Annotated in this window: 25 protein-coding genes and 1 pseudogene; 16 read left to right on the top strand and 10 right to left on the bottom strand. The window is 62.4% G+C overall.

Annotated elements, in window-relative coordinates:
* Positions 1 to 93: 93 nt before the first annotated feature.
* Complete coding sequence (locus tag PU133_RS16220) at positions 94 to 687, top strand: helix-turn-helix domain-containing protein (protein ID WP_404862518.1); 594 nt, start codon at positions 94 to 96, stop codon at positions 685 to 687.
* Between the two features lie 27 nt (positions 688 to 714).
* On the opposite strand, the gene cueR is transcribed toward PU133_RS16220, so the two are convergent.
* The 3 genes from cueR to PU133_RS16205 are packed head-to-tail and all read right to left on the bottom strand — an operon-like array spanning position 715 to position 1,821.
* Positions 715 to 1,113 (bottom strand): Cu(I)-responsive transcriptional regulator, encoded by a 399-nt coding sequence (cueR, locus tag PU133_RS16215; protein WP_126011193.1) that lies wholly within the window; start codon positions 1,111 to 1,113, stop codon positions 715 to 717.
* A gap of 24 nt (positions 1,114 to 1,137) precedes the next feature.
* Positions 1,138 to 1,614: a DUF305 domain-containing protein gene (locus PU133_RS16210; RefSeq protein WP_126011191.1), complete on the bottom strand. Its 477-nt coding sequence runs from the start codon at positions 1,612 to 1,614 to the stop codon at positions 1,138 to 1,140.
* Between the two features lie 9 nt (positions 1,615 to 1,623).
* Positions 1,624 to 1,821: a heavy-metal-associated domain-containing protein gene (locus PU133_RS16205; RefSeq protein ID WP_404862517.1), complete on the bottom strand. Its 198-nt coding sequence runs from the start codon at positions 1,819 to 1,821 to the stop codon at positions 1,624 to 1,626.
* Positions 1,822 to 1,995: 174 nt separating this feature from the next.
* Between PU133_RS16205 and PU133_RS16200 the strand changes: the two genes are divergently transcribed.
* Positions 1,996 to 4,482 carry a heavy metal translocating P-type ATPase gene (locus PU133_RS16200; RefSeq protein ID WP_404864568.1) on the top strand — a complete coding sequence of 829 codons (2,487 nt, stop codon included), beginning with the start codon at positions 1,996 to 1,998 and terminating at the stop codon, positions 4,480 to 4,482.
* A gap of 66 nt (positions 4,483 to 4,548) precedes the next feature.
* Here PU133_RS16200 and PU133_RS16195 read toward each other — a convergent pair whose 3' ends face one another.
* A complete protein-coding gene (locus PU133_RS16195) occupies positions 4,549 to 5,577 on the bottom strand; it encodes a TerC family protein (RefSeq protein ID WP_404862516.1) in 1,029 nt (342 codons plus the stop codon).
* 268 nt (positions 5,578 to 5,845) lie between these two features.
* Here PU133_RS16195 and PU133_RS16190 point away from each other — a divergent pair, with 268 nt between their 5' ends.
* The 13 genes and pseudogenes from PU133_RS16190 to PU133_RS16130 all read left to right on the top strand — a co-directional run bounded on the left by PU133_RS16190 (position 5,846) and on the right by PU133_RS16130 (position 18,085).
* On the top strand, positions 5,846 to 6,976 hold the full coding sequence (locus tag PU133_RS16190) for a glycosyltransferase (RefSeq protein ID WP_404862515.1): 1,131 nt from the start codon (positions 5,846 to 5,848) through the stop codon (positions 6,974 to 6,976).
* A 1-nt stretch (position 6,977) separates the two neighbouring features.
* The gene (locus tag PU133_RS16185) at positions 6,978 to 7,937 is read left to right on the top strand and encodes a UDP-glucuronic acid decarboxylase family protein (protein WP_404862514.1); all 960 of its coding nucleotides are present in this window, start codon (positions 6,978 to 6,980) and stop codon (positions 7,935 to 7,937) included.
* Between the two features lie 12 nt (positions 7,938 to 7,949).
* Entirely contained in the window at positions 7,950 to 9,110 is a 1,161-nt protein-coding gene (locus tag PU133_RS16180; RefSeq protein ID WP_404862513.1) for a YbfB/YjiJ family MFS transporter, read from the top strand.
* 154 nt (positions 9,111 to 9,264) lie between these two features.
* Positions 9,265 to 10,554 (top strand): peptide antibiotic transporter SbmA, encoded by a 1,290-nt coding sequence (gene sbmA / locus PU133_RS16175; protein WP_404862512.1) that lies wholly within the window; start codon positions 9,265 to 9,267, stop codon positions 10,552 to 10,554.
* A 21-nt stretch (positions 10,555 to 10,575) separates the two neighbouring features.
* Positions 10,576 to 11,157, top strand: a complete 582-nt coding sequence (locus tag PU133_RS16170) for an NnrU family protein (protein WP_126011179.1) — start codon at positions 10,576 to 10,578, stop codon at positions 11,155 to 11,157.
* Between the two features lie 190 nt (positions 11,158 to 11,347).
* Positions 11,348 to 11,998, top strand: a pseudogene (locus PU133_RS16165) (tetratricopeptide repeat protein); the annotation flags it as partial.
* A 337-nt stretch (positions 11,999 to 12,335) separates the two neighbouring features.
* Positions 12,336 to 13,775, top strand: coding sequence for a ribosome biogenesis GTPase Der (gene der / locus PU133_RS16160; RefSeq protein WP_404862511.1), 1,440 nt, complete (start codon positions 12,336 to 12,338; stop codon positions 13,773 to 13,775).
* A gap of 323 nt (positions 13,776 to 14,098) precedes the next feature.
* Positions 14,099 to 15,166: a cell wall hydrolase gene (locus tag PU133_RS16155; protein WP_404862510.1), complete on the top strand. Its 1,068-nt coding sequence runs from the start codon at positions 14,099 to 14,101 to the stop codon at positions 15,164 to 15,166.
* Between the two features lie 262 nt (positions 15,167 to 15,428).
* Complete coding sequence (locus tag PU133_RS16150) at positions 15,429 to 15,794, top strand: AtpZ/AtpI family protein (protein ID WP_126011176.1); 366 nt, start codon at positions 15,429 to 15,431, stop codon at positions 15,792 to 15,794.
* A 68-nt stretch (positions 15,795 to 15,862) separates the two neighbouring features.
* Positions 15,863 to 16,612, top strand: coding sequence for a F0F1 ATP synthase subunit A (locus tag PU133_RS16145; RefSeq protein WP_126011175.1), 750 nt, complete (start codon positions 15,863 to 15,865; stop codon positions 16,610 to 16,612).
* Between the two features lie 79 nt (positions 16,613 to 16,691).
* On the top strand, positions 16,692 to 16,919 hold the full coding sequence (locus PU133_RS16140; protein WP_126013498.1) for a F0F1 ATP synthase subunit C: 228 nt from the start codon (positions 16,692 to 16,694) through the stop codon (positions 16,917 to 16,919).
* Positions 16,920 to 17,001: 82 nt separating this feature from the next.
* Positions 17,002 to 17,595, top strand: a complete 594-nt coding sequence (locus PU133_RS16135) for a F0F1 ATP synthase subunit B (RefSeq protein ID WP_404862509.1) — start codon at positions 17,002 to 17,004, stop codon at positions 17,593 to 17,595.
* Between the two features lie 10 nt (positions 17,596 to 17,605).
* Positions 17,606 to 18,085: a F0F1 ATP synthase subunit B gene (locus PU133_RS16130; RefSeq protein ID WP_404862508.1), complete on the top strand. Its 480-nt coding sequence runs from the start codon at positions 17,606 to 17,608 to the stop codon at positions 18,083 to 18,085.
* Positions 18,086 to 18,150: 65 nt separating this feature from the next.
* On the opposite strand, the gene PU133_RS16125 is transcribed toward PU133_RS16130, so the two are convergent.
* Positions 18,151 to 18,816 (bottom strand): ribonuclease HII, encoded by a 666-nt coding sequence (locus PU133_RS16125; protein ID WP_126011172.1) that lies wholly within the window; start codon positions 18,814 to 18,816, stop codon positions 18,151 to 18,153.
* 267 nt (positions 18,817 to 19,083) lie between these two features.
* Positions 19,084 to 20,241: a PA0069 family radical SAM protein gene (locus PU133_RS16120; RefSeq protein WP_404862507.1), complete on the bottom strand. Its 1,158-nt coding sequence runs from the start codon at positions 20,239 to 20,241 to the stop codon at positions 19,084 to 19,086.
* Between the two features lie 129 nt (positions 20,242 to 20,370).
* Between PU133_RS16120 and PU133_RS16115 the strand changes: the two genes are divergently transcribed.
* Positions 20,371 to 20,877, top strand: coding sequence for a glycosyl transferase (locus PU133_RS16115; RefSeq protein WP_404862506.1), 507 nt, complete (start codon positions 20,371 to 20,373; stop codon positions 20,875 to 20,877).
* Here the strand turns inward: PU133_RS16115 and moaB are convergent.
* From moaB to PU133_RS16095, 4 genes are all read right to left on the bottom strand, one after another.
* Positions 20,840 to 21,406, bottom strand: coding sequence for a molybdenum cofactor biosynthesis protein B (moaB, locus tag PU133_RS16110; protein WP_404862505.1), 567 nt, complete (start codon positions 21,404 to 21,406; stop codon positions 20,840 to 20,842). The genes PU133_RS16115 and moaB overlap by 38 nt on opposite strands.
* On the bottom strand, positions 21,403 to 22,302 hold the full coding sequence (locus PU133_RS16105; RefSeq protein WP_404864567.1) for a 4-(cytidine 5'-diphospho)-2-C-methyl-D-erythritol kinase: 900 nt from the start codon (positions 22,300 to 22,302) through the stop codon (positions 21,403 to 21,405). Before PU133_RS16105 ends, moaB begins: the two co-directional genes overlap by 4 nt.
* A gap of 69 nt (positions 22,303 to 22,371) precedes the next feature.
* Positions 22,372 to 24,273 carry a tetratricopeptide repeat protein gene (locus PU133_RS16100; RefSeq protein ID WP_404862504.1) on the bottom strand — a complete coding sequence of 634 codons (1,902 nt, stop codon included), beginning with the start codon at positions 24,271 to 24,273 and terminating at the stop codon, positions 22,372 to 22,374.
* Between the two features lie 147 nt (positions 24,274 to 24,420).
* Positions 24,421 to 25,437, bottom strand: coding sequence for a polyprenyl synthetase family protein (locus PU133_RS16095; protein WP_404862503.1), 1,017 nt, complete (start codon positions 25,435 to 25,437; stop codon positions 24,421 to 24,423).
* Between the last annotated feature and the right edge of the window lie 28 nt (positions 25,438 to 25,465).

The following is a 25,465-nucleotide window of genomic DNA, read 5'->3' as shown; positions in this document are numbered from 1 at the left end:
GGATCAAAATTCCGGAGCAGGACCATGACCATTGCGGAACGCAGTTTCACCACGACCGAAAGACCGCAGGCACGGGGCAAATGACGCAGCTTCATGTCGCGCGAGATCGTCTGCCATCAGGATGATCCCGTCACCGATATCTACCGGGTCGAGACAGGCGCGGTGATGCTCTACCAGATCCTGCGCGATGGGCGCCGACAGATCGTCGACGTGCTCTATCCCGGCGACTATTTCGGCTTCGGCGACGGCACCATCCAGGATTGCTTTGCCGAAACCTTGATGGCCTGTGACGTGATCGCCTGGCGCCGCGACGATGCGTTTTCCACGGTGGAATGGTGTCATGCCTTTACCGCCGCGATGCAACGAAAGCTCGGCGCCATGCATGATCACGTGACGCTGCTTGGCAAGAAAACCGCGCTTGAACGCGTTGCGAGCTTTCTGATGCGCTTCGTGCCGGAGTGCAGCGGACGCCTTTGCAACGGGGCGCCGCCTGCGGACTATGGAAGGGTCAGGCACGACGTTTACATGTCGCGCCGGGAGATCGCCGATTACCTCGGTCTGACGCTTGAAACCGTCAGCCGAGCCATTTCGCAATTGAAGCGGGAGGGCATGATCGAGGCGCCGCGGCCAACGCAGATCGCCATCAAGGAGATCTGCCGCATGTGCAAGGTTGCCGCGCTGCACTGATCCCGCGCGGCCGCCGATCCCGCCAGTTCAATGACTGGCGGGTTTGCCGGACAAGCCGTCGATGATCGGGCATTCGGGACGGCTGTCGCCGTGGCACGTCTCCACGAGGTGGCCGAGCGTTTGCCGTAGTGCAGTCAGCTCAGCGATCTTGCGGTCGATTTCGCCGAGCTTCTCCAGCGCGATGGCCTTGACGTCGGCGCTGGCCCGCTCTCGATCGGAATAGAGCGACAGCAACTGGCGGCATTCGTCGACGGAAAAGCCGAGGCTGCGCGCGCGCTGGACGAAGCGCAGCCGGTGGATGTCATCCTCGGAATAGTCCCGGTAGCCGTTTGCGGCGCGGTCGGCCTTGAGAAGACCGATCTCTTCATAGTAGCGGATCGTCTTCGTTGGCAGTTTGGATTGCCTGGCAGCGGCACCGATGTTCATGGATGTGTCTCCCGCAGATTGCGTTCAATCGGCGTTTTCGGCCAGCCACGCGGTCATCTCGGCGATCTCGGCTTCCTGCGCGGCGATGATGGTTTCGGCAAGCGCGCGCATCTCGGCGTCTTCGCCGTTCTCGAGCAGCACCTCGGCCATGTCGATCGCGCCCTGGTGATGGGCGATCATCCCGCAGGCAAAGGCAACATCCGCGTCCTCGTTCATCATGCCCTGGTGCATGGCCGGCATCGTGATCGCCATGCGCCGCATGTTTTCCTGCACATGGTCCGGCATGCCTTCGAGTGACTGAGCATCCATGCCGCCCATGTCCATGGCGCCCATATCCATGTCATGGCCCGCGCCGTGGTTCCCGCCGTGGCCCATCTGGGAATGATCCTGCGCGGCCACGCACTGTGATGGCAGCTGGAACTCGCTGTCCTGCGCCAGCGCAGGCACGGATCCGGCAAGCGTCAGTAACAGGGTCGCGGTAAATGTGGATGTGAAGCGCATGTCTATTCCTCAGTCCAGTTGTCTAGGCGGAAAGCCAGCTGCATCGAGCTTGGCCATGATAGCTTCGGGCGAGGCGTCGGAACCGACCGTGACCTGCCGATTGGGGAGATCGACAGCGACGGCAGCTTCCGGATCGATCGATTGGATCGCCTTTGTGACGCCCCTGGCGCAACCGCCGCAATGCATGGCCTCGATTTCGAATTTCATGATCTGCCTCCGTCAGCGATCAGACGAGTTTGCACGATGCAGCTTCCAGCAGGTGGAAGGTCAAGCCCGTTCATCGGTCGAGTATTTCGGCTTGGGCTTATTGACCTTCCATCGACTGGAAACCCCACATAGGAGGCATTCGAGTTTCCGAAAGGAGCAGTCATCATGACCGCGATGCAGAACTCACGCGAAATTGGCGTCACACCTGCGGCGTTGGCGCGGAAATTGACGATCCCTGTTGTCGGCATGACCTGTGCCTCCTGTGTGGGCCGCGTTGAAAAAGCGCTGACGCGGGTCGAAGGCGTGACCGCAGCCCATGTGAACTTGGCGACGGAGCGGGCCGATATAGCGCTGCAGGGCCCGGTCGATCGCAGGGCTTTGGTCGCAGCCATCGAGGATGCAGGCTACGAGGTGCCGGCCGCACGGCACGAACTCGCAGTCGACGGCATGACCTGCGCCTCCTGCGTGGGGCGGGTCGAACGGGCTCTTGCCGCCGTGCCCGGCGTACGAACTGCGTCCGTCAACCTCGCCAGCGAACGGGCGGCGGTGACGGCCGATCCGACCATAAGCAACGCGGATTTGATCGCCGCCATTAACGGCGCCGGTTACGAGGCGCACATGCTGCAGGGCGATCGGAACGCGGAAGACCACGCGGCACGGCGCGATGCCGAGCGGCTCCTTCTGAGGCGCGACTTGATGATCGCAGGAGGGCTGACACTTCCCGTCTTCGCTCTTGAGATGGGGTCCCACACGGTGCCCGCGATCCATGATTGGGTCATGGGGACGATCGGCATGCAGACCAGCTGGCTGATCCAGCTTGTTCTGACCGCCATCGTGCTCTTCTGGCCCGGCCTGCGCTTCTATCGCATCGGCCTGCCTGCGCTTCTTAAGGGAGCGCCGGACATGAACTCGCTGGTCGCCGTCGGCACGCTTGCCGCCTTCTCCTATTCACTGGTGGCGACGCTCGCGCCGCAGCTCTTACCGGCCGGCACCGTCAACGTTTATTTCGAGGCTGCTGCCGTCATCGTCGCGCTGGTCCTTTCAGGCCGCTATCTGGAAGCGCGGGCAAAGGGCCGGACGTCGGATGCCATCAAGCGGCTCGTCGGCCTCCAGCCGAAGACAGCGCGGATCCGTCGCGACGGCAAGACGCTCGAATTAAATGCCTCCGAAATTCGCCTGGGTGACATCGTGGATGTGCGGCCCGGCGAAAGGCTCGCAGCCGATGGCGAGGTGGTCGAAGGCAGCTCCTTCGTCGACGAAGCGATGCTGACCGGCGAGCCCGTGCCGGTCGAGAAGCGACCGGGAAGCGCCGTGGTTGGCGGGACCATCAACCAGAAAGGCGCTCTCACGGTGCGCGCCACGGCGATCGGTCGCGACACGATGCTGGCGCAGATCATCCGCATGGTAGAGGAGGCGCAAGGCTCCAAGCTGCCGATCCAGGCGCTGGTCGACCGGGTCACGCTCTGGTTCGTGCCGGCGGTGATGCTGGCTGCCGCGCTGACCTTCCTTATCTGGCTGATCTTCGGGCCGCAGCCGGCCATGAGCTTCGCGCTGGTCAATGCGGTTGCGGTGCTCATCATCGCATGTCCCTGTGCCATGGGCCTGGCGACGCCGACATCGATCATGGTCGGCACGGGCAGGGGAGCGGAACTCGGTGTGCTGTTCAGGCAGGGCGAGGCACTGCAGAGCCTGAAGGATGCCCGAGTGGTCGCGCTCGACAAGACCGGCACGCTGACCGAGGGCAAGCCTGCACTCACCGATCTTCACGCTGCCGATGGCTTCGCGCGCAGCGAAATCCTGTCCCTCATCGCCGCCGTCGAGGAGCGGTCGGAGCACCCGATCGGGCGTGCCATCGTCGAGGCCGCCGAAGAAGACGGGCTCCAGCTGCCGGCGGTCACGTCATTCGAAAGCGTTACCGGTTTCGGCATTCGCGGTGTAGCAGAAGGGCGCCGAGTCGAGATCGGCGCCGATCGGTTCATGGCGAGCCTTGGGCTCGAAACGAGCCAGTATGCCGAGATCGCGATGCGGCTTGCCGGCGAAGGAAAGAGCCCTCTTTATGCCGCAGTTGATGGGCGGCTTGCGGCCATCGTGGCGGTGGCCGATCCGATCAAGCCGTCCACGCCCGGTGCGATCCACGCCATGCACGCTCTGGGGCTCAAGGTCGTCATGATCACCGGCGACAACCGCCAAACCGCCGAGGCGATCGCGCGTCAGCTTGGCATCGACGAGGTGGTTGCCGAAGTCCTGCCGGATGGCAAGGTGGAAACGATCCGCAGGCTAAAAGCCGATGGCTCAGGGGTCGCCTATGTCGGCGACGGCATCAACGACGCGCCGGCGCTTGCCGAGGCGGATGTGGGCATCGCGATCGGCACGGGCACGGACATCGCGATCGAGGCAGCTGATGTCGTTCTGGTCTCGGGGAAGCTGACCGGTGTTCCGACCGCGATCGCCCTGTCGCGGGCGACGATGCGCAACATCCGCGAGAACCTGTTCTGGGCGTTTGCCTACAATGCAGCGCTGATCCCCGTTGCCGCGGGCGTGCTCTACCCGGCCTTCGGGATATTGCTTTCGCCGATCCTGGCAGCCGGCGCCATGGCGCTTTCGAGCGTCTTCGTGCTTGCCAACGCGCTTCGGCTTCGTCGCTTCAGCATCAGCGCCTGACCGGCAACGAAAAAAAGGGCGCAGCCGCAAGGCCGCGCCCTTTCTGTTCAATGATCGCGTATCCGCTTAGCGGCCGAAATTCTCGGCCGGATTGGCTTCAGGCGAATCCGCTGCAGGTGCCGCTTCGCGCTCTTCCTTGCGGGTCACCCAGAGCGATGCGAAGATACCCGTCAGCAGGATGCCGAGCGTAATCGAGAGCGATACGGCCGGCGGGATTTTTGCAAGACCCAGCATGTCAGCCAGGAAGACCTTCGAGCCAATGAAGATCAGCACGATCGAGAGCGCATATTTCAGGTACACGAAGCGGTGGATCATCGCCGAAAGCGCAAAATAAAGCGCTCGCAGGCCAAGGATCGCGAAGATGTTTGACGTGTAAACGATATATGGGTCGGTCGTGATCGCGAAGATGGCCGGGATCGAGTCGACGGCGAAGATCACGTCGGCGATTTCGACCAGAACCAGCGCCAAAAGGAGTGGCGTGGCAAAGGTCTTCAGCTTGCCGGTCTTCGGATCTTCTTGCTTCACGACGAAGTTGTGGCCGTGCAGCTGATCCGTGACGCGGAAGCGCTTGCGCATGAACTTGAGCACGGGATTGTTCGCGACATCATAGCCGTGATCGGACGCAAAGAGCATCTTAACGCCGGTGAAGACCAGGAACGCGGCGAAGAGGTAAAGCACCCACTCGAAGTTTTCGACGATAGCGGCACCCGCAGCAATCATGATGCCGCGCAGGATGATCACGCCGAGAATACCATAGAGAAGCACCCGGTGCTGGTACTGACGGGGGATCGCGAAATAGGAGAAGATCATCGCGATGACGAAGATATTGTCCATCGCGAGGCTCTTTTCGACCACGAAGCCCGTGAGATACTCCATGCCCGACTGTGGCCCGAGCTGGTACCAGACGAAACCGCCGAAGAGCAGGCCGAGGGTGATGTAGAAGCCCGAAAGAAGCAGGCTTTCCTTCATTTCGATCTCACGCGTGTCCTTGTGGAGAACGCCGAGGTCGAAAACGAGAAGGACGATAACGAGCGCGATGAAGCCAAGCCACATCCAGAGTGGCTGGCCGAGAAAGCCGTAGAAGAGAAAGTCCATGAATATAACGCCGCCGACCCAAAGGTTGGTGTTTGCAGCCCGACATCACGAAGTGGGTCGGAAGCTTTCGCCAGAGGGGCCCGGAGCTGCGTTACGGGGCCGCAGATAAAGCCAGGCCTTCCGACGATCAAGAGGCCTTGGCCAAATTTTTCGTGAATGGTTGCGCAACCGTTGCGCGACAAGCAGTGGTGACGACGGGGAGCGATTTCACCATCGCCTTGACGCCTTCGATCCGATAGAAGAGCGCCGCTGCGATCGGAGAGGCCAGGTGCCGGAATTGGACGTCGACAAAGGGGGGGGTGCCCCTTCAAAGCGGGATATCCTCGAGATCGGCGAGACCGGCCTTTTTCATTGGGCCATGCCGGAGAGGACGGAGGCGTTTTACGCGAGCTACCGCGCCGATCTGCGCCAGGGTCGCCCTTATCTCGGACTGCGCGATGTTCTGGCGATCCGCCGGGCGATGCGGAGCAACCGGTATCGTCTGGTCGTCGTCCACCCGCCCTTTTATTCCGGCTGGCAGCCGCGATCGTTTTTGGCGGCGCTTAAATTCTCGCTGTTTCGCGGCAATATCCGCGAGACTTGGGGGGCACTGACCAGCCCGCTCTTTTTCGAACTCCTGCGCTTCGTTGCGCTGAAGCCGCTCATCGCGATCGAGCGATCCGACAGTTTCGGCATCCCGGCCCACCACTTCGCCTGGATCGACAAGGCAGATGCCTATTACAAGCGCGAACTGCCGGTGGATCATTGGCAGGTGTTCTACGGCTCCGGCCATCGGCGACTTCCCGGCGCAAGCTTTCGCCGCAAACCGCGCTGGCTGAAGCGGCTCGCAAAGCTGAAGCCGATCGGCCTCGGCCTCAACAGGCAGCAGACCCAAGCGGCGGATCGAGCGTTCGGCGCTGACAAGACGGCGGATGTGTTCTTCGCCGGCGGGATCGACGGCAACAGCCATGTCCGCTCGCGCATGCCTGCCTTGATCGCGGCGCTGCGCGCCGCCGGTGTGACGGTCGATGTTCCTGAAGGTCGCTTGCCGCTCGATGCCTTCATGGCGCGTTGCGCCAAGGCCTGGATCACGCTGTCGCCGGAAGGGCTCGGCTGGGATTGCTACCGCCACATGGAGGCGGCAATTGCAGGCTCCGTTCCGCTCGTCAACGCGCCGACCATCGATCGATACCGACCGCTGGAGGTCGATCGCCATTGTCTCGTCTATTACCCGGACGAGGAAGCGCGCGCGGTCGAGAGCGTCGTGGCTGCGCTTGCGGACAAACCGCGGCTGCGGGACATGGCGCATGCCGCCCGCGCGCATGCCTTGTCGAACCTGACGGAACGAGCGATCACCGAAGCATTGCTTGCCGAATGGGCGGGCGGGCCACCTGATGAATTGAAGAAGAAAGAGCAATGACATGCCGAGACTGATGGACAGCCGCAAGCGTATTCTCATCACCGGTGGCGCCGGCTTCCTCGGCTCGCACCTGACGGACCGGCTGCTTGCCGAGGGTCATGAAGTCCTGTGCCTGGACAATCTCTTCACCGGCTCGAAGCGCAACATAGACCATCTGCACGCCAATCCGCGGTTCGAGTTCCTGCGCCACGACGTGACGTTCCCGCTCTATGTCGAGGTCGACGAGATTTATAATCTTGCCTGTCCCGCGTCGCCGATCCACTATCAGCACGATCCCGTCCAGACGACGAAGACCTCGGTGCATGGCGCGATCAACATGCTCGGGCTCGCCAAGCGGCTGAAGTGCAAGATCCTTCAGGCATCGACCAGCGAAGTCTATGGCGATCCGAGCGTCCATCCGCAGACGGAGGATTACTGGGGCAACGTCAACCCGATCGGCCCGCGCTCCTGCTATGACGAGGGCAAGCGCTGCGCCGAAACGCTGTTTTTCGACTATCACCGCCAGATGGGCCTCGCCATCAAGGTCGCGCGCATCTTCAACACCTATGGTCCGCGCATGCATCCCGCCGACGGCCGCGTCGTGTCCAATTTCATCATCCAGGCGCTTCGGGGCAAGCCGATCACGCTCTATGGCGATGGCTCGCAGACCCGCTCGTTCTGTTATGTCGACGACCTCATCGACGGCCTCGTCCGCTTGATGAACACCGACGACACGGTGACGGGCCCGATCAATATCGGCAATCCCCGCGAGATGACGATCCGCGATCTCGCCGAGCGGGCAGTCGCCATGTCGGGCTCCTCGTCCAGCATCGTTTACAAGCCGCTTCCGACAGACGATCCGAAGCAGCGCCAGCCGGACATCACCCGCGCGCGCACGACGCTCGGCTGGGAACCGAAGGTGACGCTGGAGGAGGGCATGCAGCGCACGATCGATTATTTCCGGCAGCTGGAAGCCGCATAGACGGGTACGGTGATGACAAGCGCCACCGCAAAGCCACTCTGGACGGTTGCGCTTGCCGGCATGGTGACGATGGCCGTCGGCATGGGGATCGGCCGCTTTGCCTTCACACCGATCCTGCCGCAGATGATGGCGGAACTGGGCATCGATGCAGCCCAGGCCGGTCTCATCGCATCCGCCAATTACGCCGGCTATCTGGTCGGCGCGGTCCTCGCCGCCTTTGGCTGGGCCTCGGGGCATGAGCGGCGCATCGCAATCGGTGCGATTGCCGCAAACACGGTGCTGCTTGCTGCAATGGCCGTCGCAGACGACGTTGCCGCCTTTGCGCTGCTGCGCTTTGCCGCCGGCGTGGCCAGCGCGTTTCTGATGATCTTTTCCGCCGGCATCGTGCTTGGCTATGGCGCGCGCGCCGGCAGGCCCATCGTGCAGTCGGTGCATTTCGGCGGGGTCGGCATCGGCATGGCGCTGTCGGCGGTGCTGGTGGGAGCGCTCGGTTTCGCGGGGCAGGGCTCCGTGCAGTCCTGGCTCGCGATGGCTGCTTTGTCAGCTTGCGGCCTGCTGTTCGCCATCGCCTTCCTGCCTGCGCCTGTTCCGGCCGTGAGCGGCGCAAGCGGATGGGAACAGCCCCTGACATGGTCGCCGCGTCTTGTCGCGCTGACAGCGGGCTACGGCATCTTCGGCTTCGGCTACATCGTCACCGCGACGTTCCTGATCGCGATCATCCGTTCGGATGGCGGCAGTGTCGGCTTTGAAGCGCTCGTGTGGCTTTTGACAGGGCTTGCGGCGGCCGTGTCGGTGGCGGCCGCCCAGCCCCTGGTCAAACGGTTCGGCGTAGCGAAGGTGATGGCGGCGGGTTGCCTTGTCGAGGCACTCGGCGTGGCAGCGAGCGTCCTCTTGCCATCCCCCTTTGGACCGCTCGTTGGCGGCTTTCTTCTTGGCGCGACATTCGTGGTGATCACCGCCTACGGGCTGCAGTTTGCGCGATCGCTTGCGCCCGACAGTCAGCGGCGTAGCCTCTCCTTCATGACCGCGGCCTTCGGCATCGGGCAGATCGTCGGGCCGGTGGTCGCAGGCTATCTCGCGGAACGGTCGGGCAGTTATCTCATTGCCAGCCTTCTCGCCGCCTTCGCTCTCATCCTGTCGGCTGCCCTGGTCGTTCGCTCCGCTCGCGCTTGAGAGACACCCCGCATTTTCCTGCCATCTTCGCGGGGGAAGACAAGATTAAACCTTTGTCATGGTTGGGGTTGTCCGTTGCGGTGGGCAGGCAAGTGTCCTAGCGTCGCCACCGGCCACTGAAGCCCCCGTACAATCTGAGACAGTTCGAGGTCACGTGTTCGAATCCTTCTTCCCGAAGCCGAAACCCTTCTTCCTGTCAGCACTTCTCTGGACCGCCTGCGTCGTAGCCTTCTGGTACACGATCGGCGACAGCGTCGCTCAGGCAATCGGCTTCCAGTTCTCGCCGCCTGGCAGCGCTCCGATCATCGGGCTCGGATATTTCGTCACCCCCGAATTCATGTGGTTTTATCTGGTCTTCGCGGTGGCGACGGCCATGTTCGCCGGCTTCTGGGCATGGTACGCGCCGCATCCGTGGCAGACATGGTCGGTGCTGGGCTCCGCCCTCATCATCTTCACCACTTATTTCTCGGTGCAGATCAGCGTCGCGCTCAACAATTGGCGCCGACCGTTCTTCGACCTGTTCCAGACCGCGCTCAGCGGTGAAGGAGATGTCCAGGAGGCGGATTTCTACATCCTCATCCTGCAATTCGCGCAGATCGCCTTCCTGTCCATGGCGATCTTCGTGGCTGTCCGCTTCTTCGTTAGCCACTACATCTTCCGCTGGCGCCAGGCGATGAACGATTTCTACATGTCGTTCTGGACCCGCGTGCGCCACATCGAAGGTGCCTCGCAGCGTGTTCAGGAAGACACGATGCGCTTCGCCGCGATCATGGAGGGTCTCGGCGTCGCCCTGATCGACGCCATCATGACCCTGTTCGCGTTCTTGCCAGTGTTGTGGGTGCTTTCCGACTACATCACCGAAGTGCCGCTGCTCGGGCAGATCCCGAAGCCACTCTTCACCGCGCTTCTGTTCTGGTCGATCTTCGGGACCGTGCTCCTCGCGGCAGTCGGCATCAAGCTGCCGGGTCTCGAATTTCGCAACCAGCGCGTCGAGGCGGCTTACCGCAAGGAACTTGTCTATGGCGAAGACCACGCCGAGCGCGCGCAGCCGCCGACAGTGCGCGAACTCTTCAACAATGTGCGCCGCAACTATTTCCGGCTCTATTTCCACTACATGTATTTCAACATCGCCCGTGGATTCTACATCCAGGCGGATGCGATCTATCTGAACATCATCCTCGTCCCGACGGTCGTCGCCGGCGCCATCACGCTTGGCATCTGGCAGCAGATCCTGACGGCGTTCGGCCAGGTTTCGTCCTCGTTCCAGTTCCTGATCAACTCCTGGACGACGATCGTCGAGCTGTTGTCGATCCACAAACGTCTGGCCGCATTCGAAGCTGCTATCTTCGGTGGTAAACTGCCTTCGATCGACGAGAAATATCTCGCTGAACATGGCCCGAACCCCGCAGCGGAGCCGCCGGCTCCGCTGACACCGTCGGCTTAGATCGAAGAGGACTGATCCATCGTGTTGCTGTTGATCCTCGGAATCGTCATCTTCCTCGGCATTCACTCGACGCGCATCGTCGCGCCGGATTTCCGGCGCAATTTCATAGCGCGCCGGGGGGAGGGGGCCTGGAAAGGCCTCTACACGATTGTGGCCCTCATCGGGTTCGTGATCCTCGTCTGGGGTTACGGCCAGGCCCGGATGACCGCGCCGATCTTTTACGATCCGCCCGTCTGGACCCGGCATATCGCATTGCTCTTGATGCTGCCGGCGATGATCCTGCTTGTCGCATCTCAGGGGCCGACCGGTCGCATCAAGGCGGCGGTGAAGCATCCCATGCTGCTTGCGGTGAAGATCTGGGCGCTCGCGCATCTGCTTGCCAATGGCGATCTCGCGTCCTTCATCCTGTTCGCGAGCTTTCTGGCATGGGCCGTGGCCGATCGCATCTCGGAGAAGCGACGGCTGCGTGCCGGTGAGACCCGGCTGCCGGTTGCCGTTTCCTCGCGTGGCGACATCATCGCGCTGGTCGCGGGGATCGTGCTCTATCTCCTGTTCGTGTGGCGCTTGCACCTCTGGCTGATCGGCGTTTCACCGATAGGCTGAGAAGCCAGTCGATCTCTTCCGGCGCTAAAACAGGCACCGCCCCCTTACACGACGCGCAAAATCGTCTAGAAGGCCGGCTTGTGCGAATTTGAGTGCTTTCGAACGAAGCCTGCAAATCGGCAGGCGGCGAAAGTGAATGCCAAGGGCAGTTGCCGGTTGAGCGCTGCGCGGCTGCATGACGGGATTTGGAATGGCCGACGACAGTTTCTTCCGTGAAGTAAACGAGGATGTGCGCTCCGAGCGGCTGCGCTCCTTCTGGAGCCGTTTCGGCTGGATGATCATCACGGCCGTCATCGTCATCATCGCTGCGACCGCTGCCTGGGGTGGGTACACCTATTGGCGCGCGCAGCAGGCCTCGCAGGCCGGCGATGCTTTTCTCGAAGCGTTGACCCACGCCCGCGAAGGCCGCACCGAGGAAGCACTGGCCGCGTTGAACGCGCTGGAAGCGGACGGCTTCGGCTCCTATCCCGTGCTGGCGCGCATGCGTGCCGCGACGCTGAAGGCCGAGGCCGGCGACGTCGACGCGGCCGTAGCCGATTTCCGGGCGATCGGTGATGACACGTCGGTTCCCATCGCCATCCGCGAAGCTGCCCGCATCAGGGCCGCCTATCTCCTTGTCGACCATGGCTCCTACGATGACGTCGTGGCTGTCGTGAATGATATCGCCGAAAACGATGATCACGCCATGCGCCATTCGGCGCGCGAAGCGCTTGGTCTTGCGGCCTGGCGTGCCGAAGACATCGAAACTGCGCAAGGCTGGTTCGACCGGATCGCGTCCGATGGTCAGGCGACGCCGGCCTCGGCCGAGCGCGCGGAGATCATGCTCGAAGTGATCGCCGCCTATGATCCCGACGCTTCGACGGCGCCGCCGAGCCAGCCGCCTGCTGCCCCTCCCGCTGCGCCGCTGTCGCTCGAGGACCTGGCGCCCGGCCTCATGCCGGGCAATGCACCAGATGCCGCTTCCGATGAGCCTGCAAACGATGCTATTGCTCCGGCCGAAGGCAATGGCGAATTGAATACGGCACCGGAAACGGTTCCTCTGGAATCGTTGGAAGCCGAAGACCCGTCCTGACGCCCGCCAAGGGCAGCGATGACGGCAACACCTCTTTCTCGGGCCCGCTACGGGCCCGAAGCGCGTCTTTAACAGGTCATGGGCGCGCCCACGGCAGGATAACAACATGAGTTTCACCGTCGCCATCGTTGGACGGCCGAATGTCGGCAAATCGACGCTCTTCAATCGCCTTGTGGGTAAGAAGCTGGCGCTCGTCGACGATACGCCCGGCGTCACGCGCGACCGCCGGCCGGGCGATGCGCGGCTGATCGACCTCGAATTCACCATCATCGACACGGCTGGTCTGGAAGAAAGCGGCGCCGAAACGCTCGAAGGGCGCATGCGCGGCATGACCGAGGCCGCCATCGACGAGGCCGACCTGACGCTGTTCCTGATCGACGCCAAGGTCGGCGTCACCCCAGTCGATGCTGCCTTCGGCGAAATTCTGCGCCGCAAGGCCAAGCCTGTCGTTCTGGTGGCCAACAAGTCCGAAGCGCGTGGCTCGGACGCTGGTTTCCTCGATGCCTACAATCTCGGCCTCGGCGATCCGTGCCCCATTTCGGCGGAGCACGGCGAGGGCATGCTCGATCTGCGCGACGCGATCGTCGAGAAGATCGGCGAGGACCGCGCTTTTCCGGAGGACGTCGAGGACGAGGACGACCAGGCGATCGCCAATGTCGACGTACCGCTCGACACGGACGACGACGAGGACGCGCCCGAGCCCGCCTATGACGAGACGAAGTCGCTGCGCGTCGCCGTTGTCGGCCGTCCCAACGCCGGCAAGTCGACCATGATCAACCGCTTCGTGGGCTATGAGCGGCTGCTTACCGGCCCCGAAGCCGGCATCACGCGTGATTCGATCTCCGTCGAATGGGACTGGCGCGGCCGTCGCATCAAGATGTTCGATACGGCAGGCATGCGTCGAAAGGCCCGCGTTCAGGAAAAGCTCGAAAAGCTCTCCGTTGCGGATGCGCTGCGTGCCATCCGATTCGCCGAAGTCGTCATCGTCGTCCTCGATGCGGCCATCCCCTTCGAAAAGCAGGATCTGCAGATCGCCGATCTCGTGCTTCGTGAAGGCCGGGCGCTGGTGCTTGCCTTCAACAAGTGGGATGCCATCGAGGATCGCCAGGAAACCTTGGCGAAACTGCGCGAAATGACCGAGCGGCTCCTGCCGCAGGCCCGTGGCATCCGTGCCGTGCCCGTTGCCGGCAAGACCGGCGAAGGCCTCGACAAGCTCATGCAGGCCGTGGTTGACACCCACAAGGTGTGGAACGTCCGCATCTCGACCGCCAAGCTGAACCGCTGGCTGGAACAGGTGACGGCGCAGCATCCGCCACCGGCAGTGGCCGGCCGACGCCTCAAGCTCAAATACATGACGCAGATCAAGGCGCGTCCGCCGGGCTTCATCGTGTCCTGCACGCGGCCCGATGCGCTGCCGGCGTCCTACACGCGCTATTTGACGAACCAGTTGCGGGTCGACTTCAACCTGCCTGGCGTTCCGATTCGCTTGAGCTTCCGGAAGTCCGACAATCCGTTCGCACCGAAGAAGACGCGCAAGATCTACTAAAGCGATTGATCGTCTCGGCGAATCGCCGAGTTGCGTGTGGCGATCTGTCTTGCCGCGTTCTGAACGACGGATCGTCCCATTCTGACCTCGAATCGCCCCTAGGTGCCGCATCCGCACGCCTGTCCCGCCGCGGTTAACCTCCCATCAAGGTTAATCAATCATTCTCAGCGCATAGGGATCAGGACGAGTTCGGGTGTTGGAGTGTGCAAGTGGCGGGGCGTAATCGTGGATCGAAGCGACAGACACGCAAACTGAAGACCGGACGCGCTGCATGGGCGGCGCCGCTTCTTTTTGCCTGGGTAGGCCTCCTTGCGAGCCCATCCATGACGGCGTTTTCCGACATGGCGAGCATGGTCGGCCAGACGGACACGTCGGCCCGGTGGCGGGCTCACATGATCGCCACACCGGCGGGCTCGCTCCACACAGCCGAATTCAGGTTCGCCGACGCGATGACGACCGGCACAGTTGGTGCGGGCGTCGAGCTTCAGGACGGCGAGCGCATCGCCTTTCGCGGCGCCGACGACAAGAACGGCGTGACGGCGGACGAGGATCGCGTGAACCGCTCGTCCAAGCGCGGGCGCATCCTGTCCATCGCCCCGATCCAGCCGCCCAAGGCCTTTTCGGCCGGCTCCATTCTGGAGCGCACATCCAGTCTCTTTCGTCCCGAAGCGCTGGACGACAGCAGCCTGATGGCCTTCGTCGCCCCGGAATTCGACGGCAAGGAAATCCAGATCGCGCAGACCTTCTACCCGCATGAACAGCCATCGGTGAACGGCGTATCCTCGATGCTTGCCGATCTGGTGACGAACGACCGGCCGGATGTGCTCGCTACGGCCTATGCGCCGACCGGCCCGAATTATGCGACAGAATCACCCTTTGCGTCCGTCCTTCGGGAGAAGGAAGAAACCGGCCGTTTCATTCCGCCGGTGCTCGACAACGACCATTATTGGGCATCCACGCCGCTGCCGCCGCGCGTTTTTACCGCAGCAGAGCAGAAGTGCCTCGCGGAAGGCATCTATTTCGAAGCGCGTGGCGAAAGCGTGAAGGGGCAGGCGGCCGTCGCCCAGGTGATTCTCAACAGGGTGCGCAATCCTGCTTATCCGAACACGATCTGCGGCGTCGTCTACCAGAACAAGAATTGGCGCAATCGCTGCCAGTTCTCGTTCGCCTGCGATCGCATCCCCGATGTCGTGCGCTCGCCGCGTCACTGGGACATTGCCGAGGAGATCGCCATGGCGACGACGGCCGGCAAGATCTGGCTGTCTGAAGTCGGGTCTTCGACGCACTACCACGCCACCTACGTCAATCCGCGCTGGGCCCGTTCCATGTCCAGGATGGGCAAGATCGGTCTTCACATCTTCTACCGCACCCACGGCGGCGGCTGGAGCTGACCGCTCCGGCCTATCGAGCGTGGAGGCGCCAACGATCGGCTGATGCCGGCGTTGCGCGGACCCGGACATATTGGCGCATCCCGAGATGTAGCGCCGGAATCAAGCTAAGTCATTGATCTAAAATATCAAACGGCGAAGCTGAATAGGCATGTCGTCGCCTTGACTATAAAACACCCTAAAACTATGGTGCGCCCGACTTCAGGGCAGCCTTTCGGCCGCTCGGCAAGGCCTTACAGGTCGAACATTCTCGAAAGAGTTCGGTATGCGCGAGACATTGCCAGAAAACGGCAAGGACGACGCGAACAACCGGTCGCAGCCGTTCGACGATGCCGAGTTGGCCAGACGCCGCGATGCCTTGGCCGCATCGATCGGCAAGCAGCGTGAGAAGTCCGCGCTCCAGGCGGAGAAGGACCGGGATGGTTCGGATACGGGCTGGGGTGTCGCCGTCAAGGTGTCGAGCGAGTTCATCGCCGGTATCGCTGTCGGCGCCATCCTTGGGTACGGTTTCGACAGTTATTTCGAAACATCGCCCTGGGGATTGATCGTTTTATTGATGCTTGGCTTCGCCGCCGGCGTTTTGAATGTGCTTAGGTCCGTCGGCAAGGTTGCCGACCGGCCAAAACTATGACAATCGGTCGTCGCGTCGACGGCAAGTAGAAATTCCGCTCACAATCGAGCGATGGACGGGGCAGGAAATTGGCAGACGATCCAATCTCACAGTTTCAGATTTCACGACTGGTCCCAATCGAGATCGGGAATCTGGACTTCTCCTTCACCAACTCCTCGCTGTTCATGGTTGCGACGGTTGCCGCTGCCGGCGGGTTCCTGTTCCTGACGACGGCCAATCGTGGTCTGGTCCCGGGCCGGATGCAGTCGATCTCCGAAATGTCCTACGAGTTCATCGCGAACATGTTGCGCGAAGGGGCTGGGACGCAGGGGATGCGGTTCTTCCCGCTCGTCTTCTCGCTGTTCATGTTCGTTCTCGTGGCGAACCTGATGGGCATGGTGCCGTATTTCTTCACGGTGACCAGCCACATCATCGTGACATTCGCGCTTGCCATGCTCGTGATCGGAACCGTCATCGTTTACGGTTTCATGAAGCACGGTATCGGCTTCCTCAAATTGTTCGTGCCCCATGGGGTGCCGCCTTTGATCGTGCCGCTCGTTTCGGCCATCGAAGTCATTTCGTTCCTGTCGCGTCCGATCAGCCTTTCCGTCCGTCTTTTCGCGAACATGCTGGCCGGTCACATCACGCTCAAGGTCTTCGCCGGCTTCGTCACCTCCATGAGCGCGCTCGGTGCGCTCGGTGTCGTCGGCTCGATCCTGCCGCTCCTGATGACGATCGCGCTGACGGGTCTCGAGTTTCTTGTGTCCTTCCTGCAGGCCTACGTCTTTGCCGTTCTGACCTGCATGTACCTCAACGACGCCCTGCATCCTGGACACTAGACGCAGGGTTCGCACGACATCGCCGGCATCCGTCCGCCGGTATCCTTAAACCGCACCAATCTTGATGAAGGAGTTCACTATGGAAGCGGAAGCAGCACGTTACATCGGCGCCGGTCTGGCTTGTCTCGGCATGGCGGGCACCGCCCTCGGCCTCGGCAACATCTTCGGCAGCTACCTCTCGGGCGCTCTGCGCAACCCGTCGGCTGCAGACGGCCAGTTCGGCCGCCTCGTATTCGGCTTCGCCGTTACGGAAGCTCTCGGCATCTTCTCGCTGCTCGTCGCTCTGCTGCTCCTCTTCGCAGTCTGATACGAACGCAGTGCATGCCTTTCGGCCACGCCCTTCCGCCTGAAGCGGCAGGCGTGGCCGATCCCCATATGCGGAGAGGATAATGCTCGTTACCCCGTCATTCGCCCAGGATGCGGAACCGGTCCCGACCGAGAACCTCAACACCGAGACCGGTGTGGAAGATCATGGTGCCGAAGGGTCTGGCCTGTTCCCGCCTTTCGACTCCTCGACCTTTGCGTCGCAGCTTCTTTGGCTCGCGATCACTTTCGGGCTGTTCTATCTCTTCATGCAGCGGGTCATCGTCCCGCGCATCGGCGGCATTCTCGAAAACCGCCGCGACCGCATTGCGTCGGACTTCGATGAGGCCGAGCGGCTGAAAAGCGAAGCCGATGAGGCCATCGCTGCCTATGAGCAGGAACTTGCCGAAGCAAAGTCCAAGGCAAGCCTGATCGGTCAGCGGGCACGCGACGATGCCAAGGCCGAGGCCGACATCGAACGCACGCAGATCGAATCCGATCTCGCCGCCAAGATGGCCGATGCCGAAAAGCGCATCACCGAGATCAAGGCGCGCGCACTTGGCGAAGTCGATGTCATCGCCGAAGATGCGACCGTCGCCATCGTCGAACAATTGACCGGTTCTACGGTTACTCCGGCAACCGCAAGCGCAGCCGTCAAGGCTGCCGCCAACGAAGAATAGGGAGCGCCCGATGGACTCGACATTTTGGGCATTTGTATCCCTGATCCTCTTCCTCGGCCTGATCGCCTATCTGAAGGTTCCGGGCATGATGGCAAAGGCGCTCGACAAGCGCGCCGATGCCATCCGCAACGAACTCGACGAAGCGCGGCGCATGCGTGAAGAAGCCCAGCAGCTGCTGGCCGAGTATCAGCGCCGCCGTAAGGATGCTGAGCAGGAAGCCTCCGAGATCGTCCAGTCTGCAGAGCGCGAGGCTCAGGCCATCGTGCGTGAAGCCAAGGCGAAGACCGAGGAATATGTGACGCGTCGCACGGCCATGGCCGAAGAAAAGATCGCTCAGGCGGAAGCCGATGCGGTCAGCGAAGTGAAGGCCTCGGCCGTCAACCTCGCAATCGCCGCCGCAGAGCGCATCATTGTGGAGCGCAGCGATGCCAGCGTGCAGAAGGCGCTGTTCGACAAGTCGATCGGCGAAGTGAAGCAGCGTCTGAACTAAGCTTCGATTGATATCGGACTGAATTTGAGGCCGGGCGAAAACGTCCGGCCTTTTTCCGTTTCAGATCAACCGATCTGTCCGTCAACCTTGATCGGGCGGAAGCTCAGGCGGTGCAGCGGGCAGGGTCCGACGAGCGCCAAGGCTTTGCGGTGCATCTCTGTCGGATAGCCGGCATGGAGCTGGAAGCCGTAATCGGGATAGCTGTGATGGAGCCTGGCCATCATGCGATCGCGCACCACCTTGGCGACGATCGAGGCGGCTGCGATGGACAGCGAGCGCGCATCACCCTTGACGATGGCATCACCCCCGCAGGCAAGACCTGGCGGAACGTCGCGACCGTCGATCAGCGCATGGCAGGGCATCTCCGGGAGACCTGCAAGCGCGCGGCGCATGGCGTCAAGGCTCGCCTTGCGAATGTCGATCGCGTCGATTCGCCTCGGGCATGACGAGGCGATCGACACATCACCGCTCGCAAGGATCTGATCGAAGAGCTCTTCGCGGCGTTTCGCCGTCAGCTTCTTGGAATCATCGAGCCCTTCCGGCACGGCACCGGCGCGGAACACCACCGCTGCTGCGACGACCGGCCCAGCCAGCGGGCCGCGCCCGGCCTCGTCGAGCCCGGCGATGAGACGGAGCCCCCGGCTGATCGCCGCCAGCTCCAGCGAAAAATCGGGACCTTGCGGAAACTCGAACAGAAGCTCGGGTTCGGGCTTTTTCTTGGTGCGACTCATGCCACCGGTTTTCGCACCGTGCCGCGGCACCGGCAAGACTGGCGCGAGGCCAAAGCTGTGACTTGCGCTTGAACAAGTCATATGGAAGCGGGTGGCGTGCTCAACAAAAGCGAGGGCGGGCCGCCACATCCATCGGATGCGACGGCCCGTCCATCGGGGTCTCGAAACGGGCGACGGATGGGGCAGGGCCGGCCGTTTTGCTCGAGACCATGACAGGCGCCGCGTTTGCGGCGGACGGCGTCTGTCAAAGCGAAATGCGCGTCAAGCTCAAAGCAGCGCCAATTGAACCCCATTGCCGAGCGGCGGGACGAAGAGGTCGGTGCGCAGCTGCCTCCGGCTCGTGTTCAGGCCAACCCGCTTGGCGGCAAGCGTGAAGCGGCGCCCAAGCTGCCAGGCATAGGGACCGGCCCCACGCATCCGCTTGCCGAACTCCGCATCGTAATCCTTCCCATCCCGCATCGACCGGATGAGCGACATCACATGCCGGTAGCGGTCCGGATAGTTGCGCAGCAGCCAGTCGCGAAAGAGAGGGCTCACCTCATGCGGCAACCGCAAAAGCACGTAGCCTGCTTCCTTGGCGCCTGCCGCCGCCGCAGAGTCGAGAAGCCGCTCGATCTCGTGATCGTTGAGCCCCGGAATGATCGGCGCCGTCATTACCGAAACCGGTATGCCGGCTTCGCTCAGTGTGCGCACGGCTTCCAGGCGTTTCGCTGGTGTCGATGCACGCGGCTCCATGCTGCGGGCGAGCTTGCGGTCGAGCGTGGTGATCGACAGAGCCACCTTGGCAAGACCCTTCTCCGCCATCGGGCCGAGGATATCGATGTCGCGTGTCACCAATGCCGACTTGGTGACAATGCCGACAGGATGGTTGGCGGCAGACAGCACTTCCAGGACCTGCCGCATGATGCGCCATTCGCGCTCGATCGGCTGGTAGGGGTCGGTGTTGGTGCCGATCGCGATGGAGCGCGGCACGTAGCCCGGCTTCGCCAACTCGCGCTCCAGAAGCTTTGCCGCATCGGGTTTGGCGAAGAGCTGTGATTCGAAATCCAGACCGGCGGAGAGGCCCATATAGCTGTGGGTCGGCCGGGCGAAACAATAGATGCAACCATGCTCGCACCCACGATAGGGATTGATCGACCGATCGAAGGAAATGTCGGGTGACTGGTTGCGCGTGATGATCGTCCGCGGCTTCTCGACCTGCACCTTGGTCTGGAACGGCGGCAAGTCTTCCAGACTTTCCCAGCCATCGTCGAACACATGACGGCTCTCGGTCTCGAACCTGCCTGCAGGATTGAGACCCGCACCACGGCCGCGCCGACGCTCGTCGCTGACCCGCAGTTCCGATTGCCGGACCAGGAAGTCCGCAATATCCGGCCGATGCAGTTCCGAAAACGCTGTGTTCTTCAGGTTGGTCAGGGCCGTCATCTGCGCCTCCATCGGGAATCGCGTGTTGATGACTTTATTCCTATACGACCAAGTGAAACAAAACAAGAACATTTAGCGGCATTGGCATTGTGCGCTGCAATAGTCTAAATCGAGAGGATGATCTCCGTTTTGATAGAAGCAGGCCAGGATGACGAAGCGCTGGCGATGACGCTCGCCATGCTCGTGCCCGGTGCGGTCGAAGGCGTCATCAGCGATGTCACCATCATCGATCGTGGCATGAACGAAGCGTCCCGCACCGTCGCGGATGCCGCCGGTTGCCGGATACGCCCGTCTTCGGAGGTCCATGAGGCGCTGCTGAGGGCGCGCTCGGACTGGTTGATGATGATCGAGCCGGGGGCGCGGATGCTGCCTGGCTGGATCGACCGTCTGGCATCGCATCTTGCCTATGATGGTCGCCCGGCGCGTTTCAAGCGCGCGCAACAGGTGCGGGCGTCGGTACTGGAACGCTTCCGCCAGCAGCGCTCGGCGCTCGCTTTCGGGCTTGTCGTCAAGAAAAGCGCCATCGCGCCGAGGCTCGAAGGGACCGTTGGCCTTCGCGACGTGGCGAAGCTGGTCAAGCCGGTGACGCTGGATTGCGCTATTGTGCCGGCCGGGCGGTCGCCGCGCCGCGCTTGAGGTGCTCGTCGAGCCGCGGCATGATTTCCACGAAATTGCACGGCATGTGCCGGTAGTCGAGCTGCAGCTTCAGGATGCCGTCCCAGGCATCCTTGCAGGCTCCGGGGGAGCCGGGCAGCACGAAGACGAAGGTCGCGTTCACCACGCCGCCGGTCGCCCGCGACTGGATGGTGGAGGTGCCGATCTTGTCATAGGAAATTCGGTGGAAGACTTCGGAAAATCCGTCCATCCGCTTCTCGAAGATCGGCTCGAGAGCATCGGGCGTGACGTCGCGACCGGTAAATCCCGTCCCGCCGGTCGAGATGATCACGTCGATGTCCGCCCGCTTGCTCCATTTGAGCACCTGTTCGCGAATGGCCGGAATATCGTCGGTGACGATCGCCCGCTCTTTCAGCACATGCCCGGCCTCCTCGATGCGTGCGACCAGCGTGTCGCCGGAACGGTCCTCTGCGATCGAACGCGTGTCGGAGACCGTCAGCACCGCGATACCGACGGGAACGAAGGAACGGGTTTCGTCGATACGGCTCATCGGCTCTTCTCCGTGGCGAAGCTGCGGGTTGCTTTCACATACCAGTGCGGCGCGTGTTCTGCGATTTGGGCGGCCGCGCGTGCCGCCTGATGTGGATCGGCATAGAGGCCGAAACATGTCGCGCCCGATCCCGACATGCGAGCGAAGAGGCCGCCGCTCGCCTCCAGGGCGTCGAGCGCCTGTTCGATTTCCGGCGCTAATTCGATCGCGGCAGGCTGCAGGTCGTTGCGCGTCTCGCGCAGATAGTGGATCACGCTGCTCGGCGTCGAGAGACCTGACACAGAGGGCAGCGGCGGATTGTCCTTGCGGCTAAGCGCGGCGAACACCGCCGGCGTCGACACATGCACGCCCGGATTGACGAGCACGAGATCGAGGGCCGGAAACCCTTCGATCGCCTTCGTCTGCTCGCCGATGCCGCTGGCCAGTTGAGGCTGGCGGGACAGGCACATCGGGACATCGGCCCCGAGATCGCGCGCCAACGCTCTGAGATCGATATCTTCTGCATGCCACATCGCCTGAAGCGCGCGCAGCGCAGCCGCCGCATCTGCGGAACCTCCGCCTATGCCGGAAGCGATCGGAAGATGCTTGTCGAGATGGATCGCTACCGGCGGTGCACTCCGGCCATCTGCCGCAAGCGCCGACCGCAAGCGGTCGCGGGCGCGGCTGACGAGGTTGTCTTCATGTTGTGAGAGCTTGTCGCTGAACGGCCCCGAAAGCACCAGACTGTGCGATGCCGCTGGTTCGATCGTCAGGGTGTCGCCGGCTTCGGTGAACACGACCAGCGTTTCGAGCAGATGATACCCGTCTGAACGCCGACCGGTCACATGAAGCGCGAGATTGATCTTGGCGGCCGCATGCTGCGTGACGAGCGAGGTGACAGCACCATCCCGCGTCATCGCACGAAGGTCACCTGCAGCCGAACCGGCCGAAGGGGTGGCATCCCGATCGATTGTGGCTGCCATGGCTTAGCAGGCAACGACATCCCGTGTGAAGGTGCGGTGCAACTCAGGCAGATCGGAGCGCTCGTCGGGATCGGCGACAGCCGGGGGCGTCCGGCCCTCTTCAGGTCCACCATTGGCCGTTGCGGGCGGCGGCGTGTCGTCCAAACCGTCCTCGATCTTCGCCTGGATCAACGGGATCTGATCGTCTTCTGGCTCGAGCGTCAAAGCGCGGTTCCATTGGAACACAGCTTCGAGCCTGCGGCCCACCCGCCAATAGGCATCGCCAAGATGATCGTTGATCGTCGGATCTGCCGGGCGCAGTTCCACAGCGCGCTCCAGCTCCTGAACCGCGGCTTCGTAGTCGCCGAGGCGGTAATGGGCCCAGCCCAGCGAATCGACGATGTAACCATCGTTCGGGCGCAGCGCGACCGCCTGCTCGATCATCTCCATGCCCTCGTCGAGGTTCATGTTCATGTCGACCCAGGAATAACCGAGATAGTTCAGCACCTGCGGCTGGTTAGGGAAGAGCTCCAGCGACTTCAGGAAGTTCGGCTCGGCCTGCTCCCATTCTTTCAGGCGCTCGTAAGCGATACCGCGCTGGAAGAAGATGTTCCAATGCCGGCGCTCCGCACCGTCACCAATCACCTCGGCGGCGCGGTCGTAATTGGCGGCCATCTCGTCATATTGCTCGGCCGAGGAAAGCACGCTGCCATAGGCGAGGTAGGAGCGCATGTCGTTCGGATCGGCTTCGATCAGCGACTGCAGATAGGCCTTCGCTTCATCCGTCCGGCCAAGATCGGCGAGGTTAAGCCCAAGTTGCAGTTCTGCGATGCGGCGCATCGGCGAATCTTCCGGAATGCTCTCGTAGATCGCGATTGCCTGTTCAGACCGCTCCATGTTTTCGGCAAGCCCGCCGAGAAGAATGAGTGTCGCGGCATTTTCCGGATCCAGAACGCGCGCCAGCTGAAGATAGAGCGTCACGATCTCTTCGGCGCCTTCGCGGTTCAACGCTGCGGCCACGGTATGAAGCACCGAGGCGGCACCATCCTGCGCGGTGTCGATGTCCGAAGGCGGATTCTCGCCGCCTTCGATCGACTGGCGCAATGCGGTCAGAGGCGCGTAGTCGGGCGAGAAGGTCTCGCCCGTGGAAATCACGTCGAGGGCGGCCTGCTGGTTGCCCTCACGCGCTTCCAGCGCCGCAAGCGCCATGACGGCGCGCATATAAGTGTCAGGTGCCGCACCGCCGCCAGCCTGGTCGGTGATCGCAGCATTCAGCCGGCTGCGCGCCTCGGCGACGTTGCCGCCGGCAGCCGCGATCGATCCGCCATGGAAGTTGAGGAAGATGCCGTACCACTCCGGCCCTTGAAGCTCGTCGATCATCGTCAACGCTTCGTCGGTCTCGCCCTGGCCAAGCCGTGCCCAGGAGCGCAGCAAACCGGAAAGCAGCCGGTCGAGCTCGTTCACGCCATCATAGTCGAGCAAGGTTTCGACCGTGTTGAATTCCCGGTTGCGGAGTGCTTCGACGGCGCGGATCAGATCCGTTGCCCGCTCGATCGAGGCATCGTCCTTCAGTTCTTCGGCAAGAATCAGCCCTTCATCGAACTGACCCTCGGCGATGTGGGCAAGCATCAGCCGCTGCTTGATCTCGTTGTTGCCCGGATCGAAGGCGAGCGCACGGGCATAGAAACCGATGGCCGATGCCGTATCCCGATCCACATCCGCGGTGCGCGCTGCCAGGAATGCGCCGGCGAAGCTACCGATCGATTCGGCATCCAATGGGATGGCGGGGACGTCTTCCGCTGCTTCCGCGGAAGGCGGTGAAGCCTCCTGTGCATTTGCCGACATCGGAGCGGAAACGCCGACAAGCGCGGCAATCAAGCCGATCGCCGCCGATCCAGCCAGCCGCTCGATCCATCCCTTCAGCATTCGCAAGCCCTTCCAGTCTTAGGCACGGTAGCGCCCGTTGGGCCACCGTCTGACAGCACAGCATGGCTTTTTTTGGTGGCTTGGCAATAAGCGCCAGGTCACGCCTTTGTGTGCGCGGCAAAGCGCGCCTTGGCCGATGTTGCGCCCTCAGGTCACGCGGCTGATGCAGAAATCGATCACTTCGAGCAACGCTGCCTTGTGTTCTGATTCGGGCATCGGGGCGAGCGCGTCGCGCGCCATGTCGCCATAATGGTTGGCGCGTGCGATCGTGTCCGACAAGGCGTTGTATTTGGTCATCAGGCCGAGCGCCTTTTCTAGCGCGACATCGTCGTTTTCGCCTGTTTCGATCGCCGAGCGCCAGAAGGCGCGCTCGTCTTCCGTGCCACGACGGTAGGACAGCACGATCGGCAGCGTGACCTTGCCTTCGCGGAAATCGTCGCCGACATTCTTGCCGAGATCGGCAGCCTTGCCGCCATAGTCGAGAACGTCGTCGACGAGCTGGAAGGCGAGACCGAGATTGGTGCCGTAGGACGAAAGCGCCTTGCGGGTCGCCTTGTCGGACCCGGCGACGATCGGCCCCACTTCGGCAGCCGCGGCAAAGAGCGCGGCCGTCTTGGCGCGGATGACGGCGAGATAGTCGTCTTCCGTCGTTTCCATGTTCTTGGCGACGGACAATTGCAGCACTTCGCCTTCGGCAATTACGGCTGCCGCGCTTGACAGCACGTCGAGCGCATCCAGCGAACCGACCTCGACCATCATCTTGAACGCTTGGCCGAGCAGAAAGTCGCCGACGAGCACGCTTGCCTGGTTGCCCCAGATGATGCGCGCGGTGGAGGATCCGCGACGCATGTCGCTTTCATCCACCACGTCGTCATGCAGGAGCGTCGCCGTATGCATGAACTCGACAGAGGTCGCGAGCTTGATGTGATGATCGCCGGAATAGCCGCACATCTGCGCGGCCGCGAGCGTCAGCATGGGGCGCAGTCGCTTGCCGCCGGATGCGATCAGATGCCGCGCGATTTCCGGGATCATCTCCACATGGGAGCCGGCCTTAGCCAGGATCAGTTGATTGACGCGCTCCATGTCGGCTTTCGTCAAATCCTGCAAAGGTTTGACAGACGCTGCCTGATTCTTTTTCTCGTCCAGCGGGATGACGACGCCCACGCGCTCACACTCCTGTTCAAATTCTGGT

The sequence above is a fragment of the Georhizobium sp. MAB10 genome (genome assembly GCF_045012825.1).
Classification (GTDB): domain Bacteria; phylum Pseudomonadota; class Alphaproteobacteria; order Rhizobiales; family Rhizobiaceae; genus Georhizobium; species Georhizobium profundi.
This window is presented reverse-complemented; position numbering and strand designations above follow the sequence as displayed.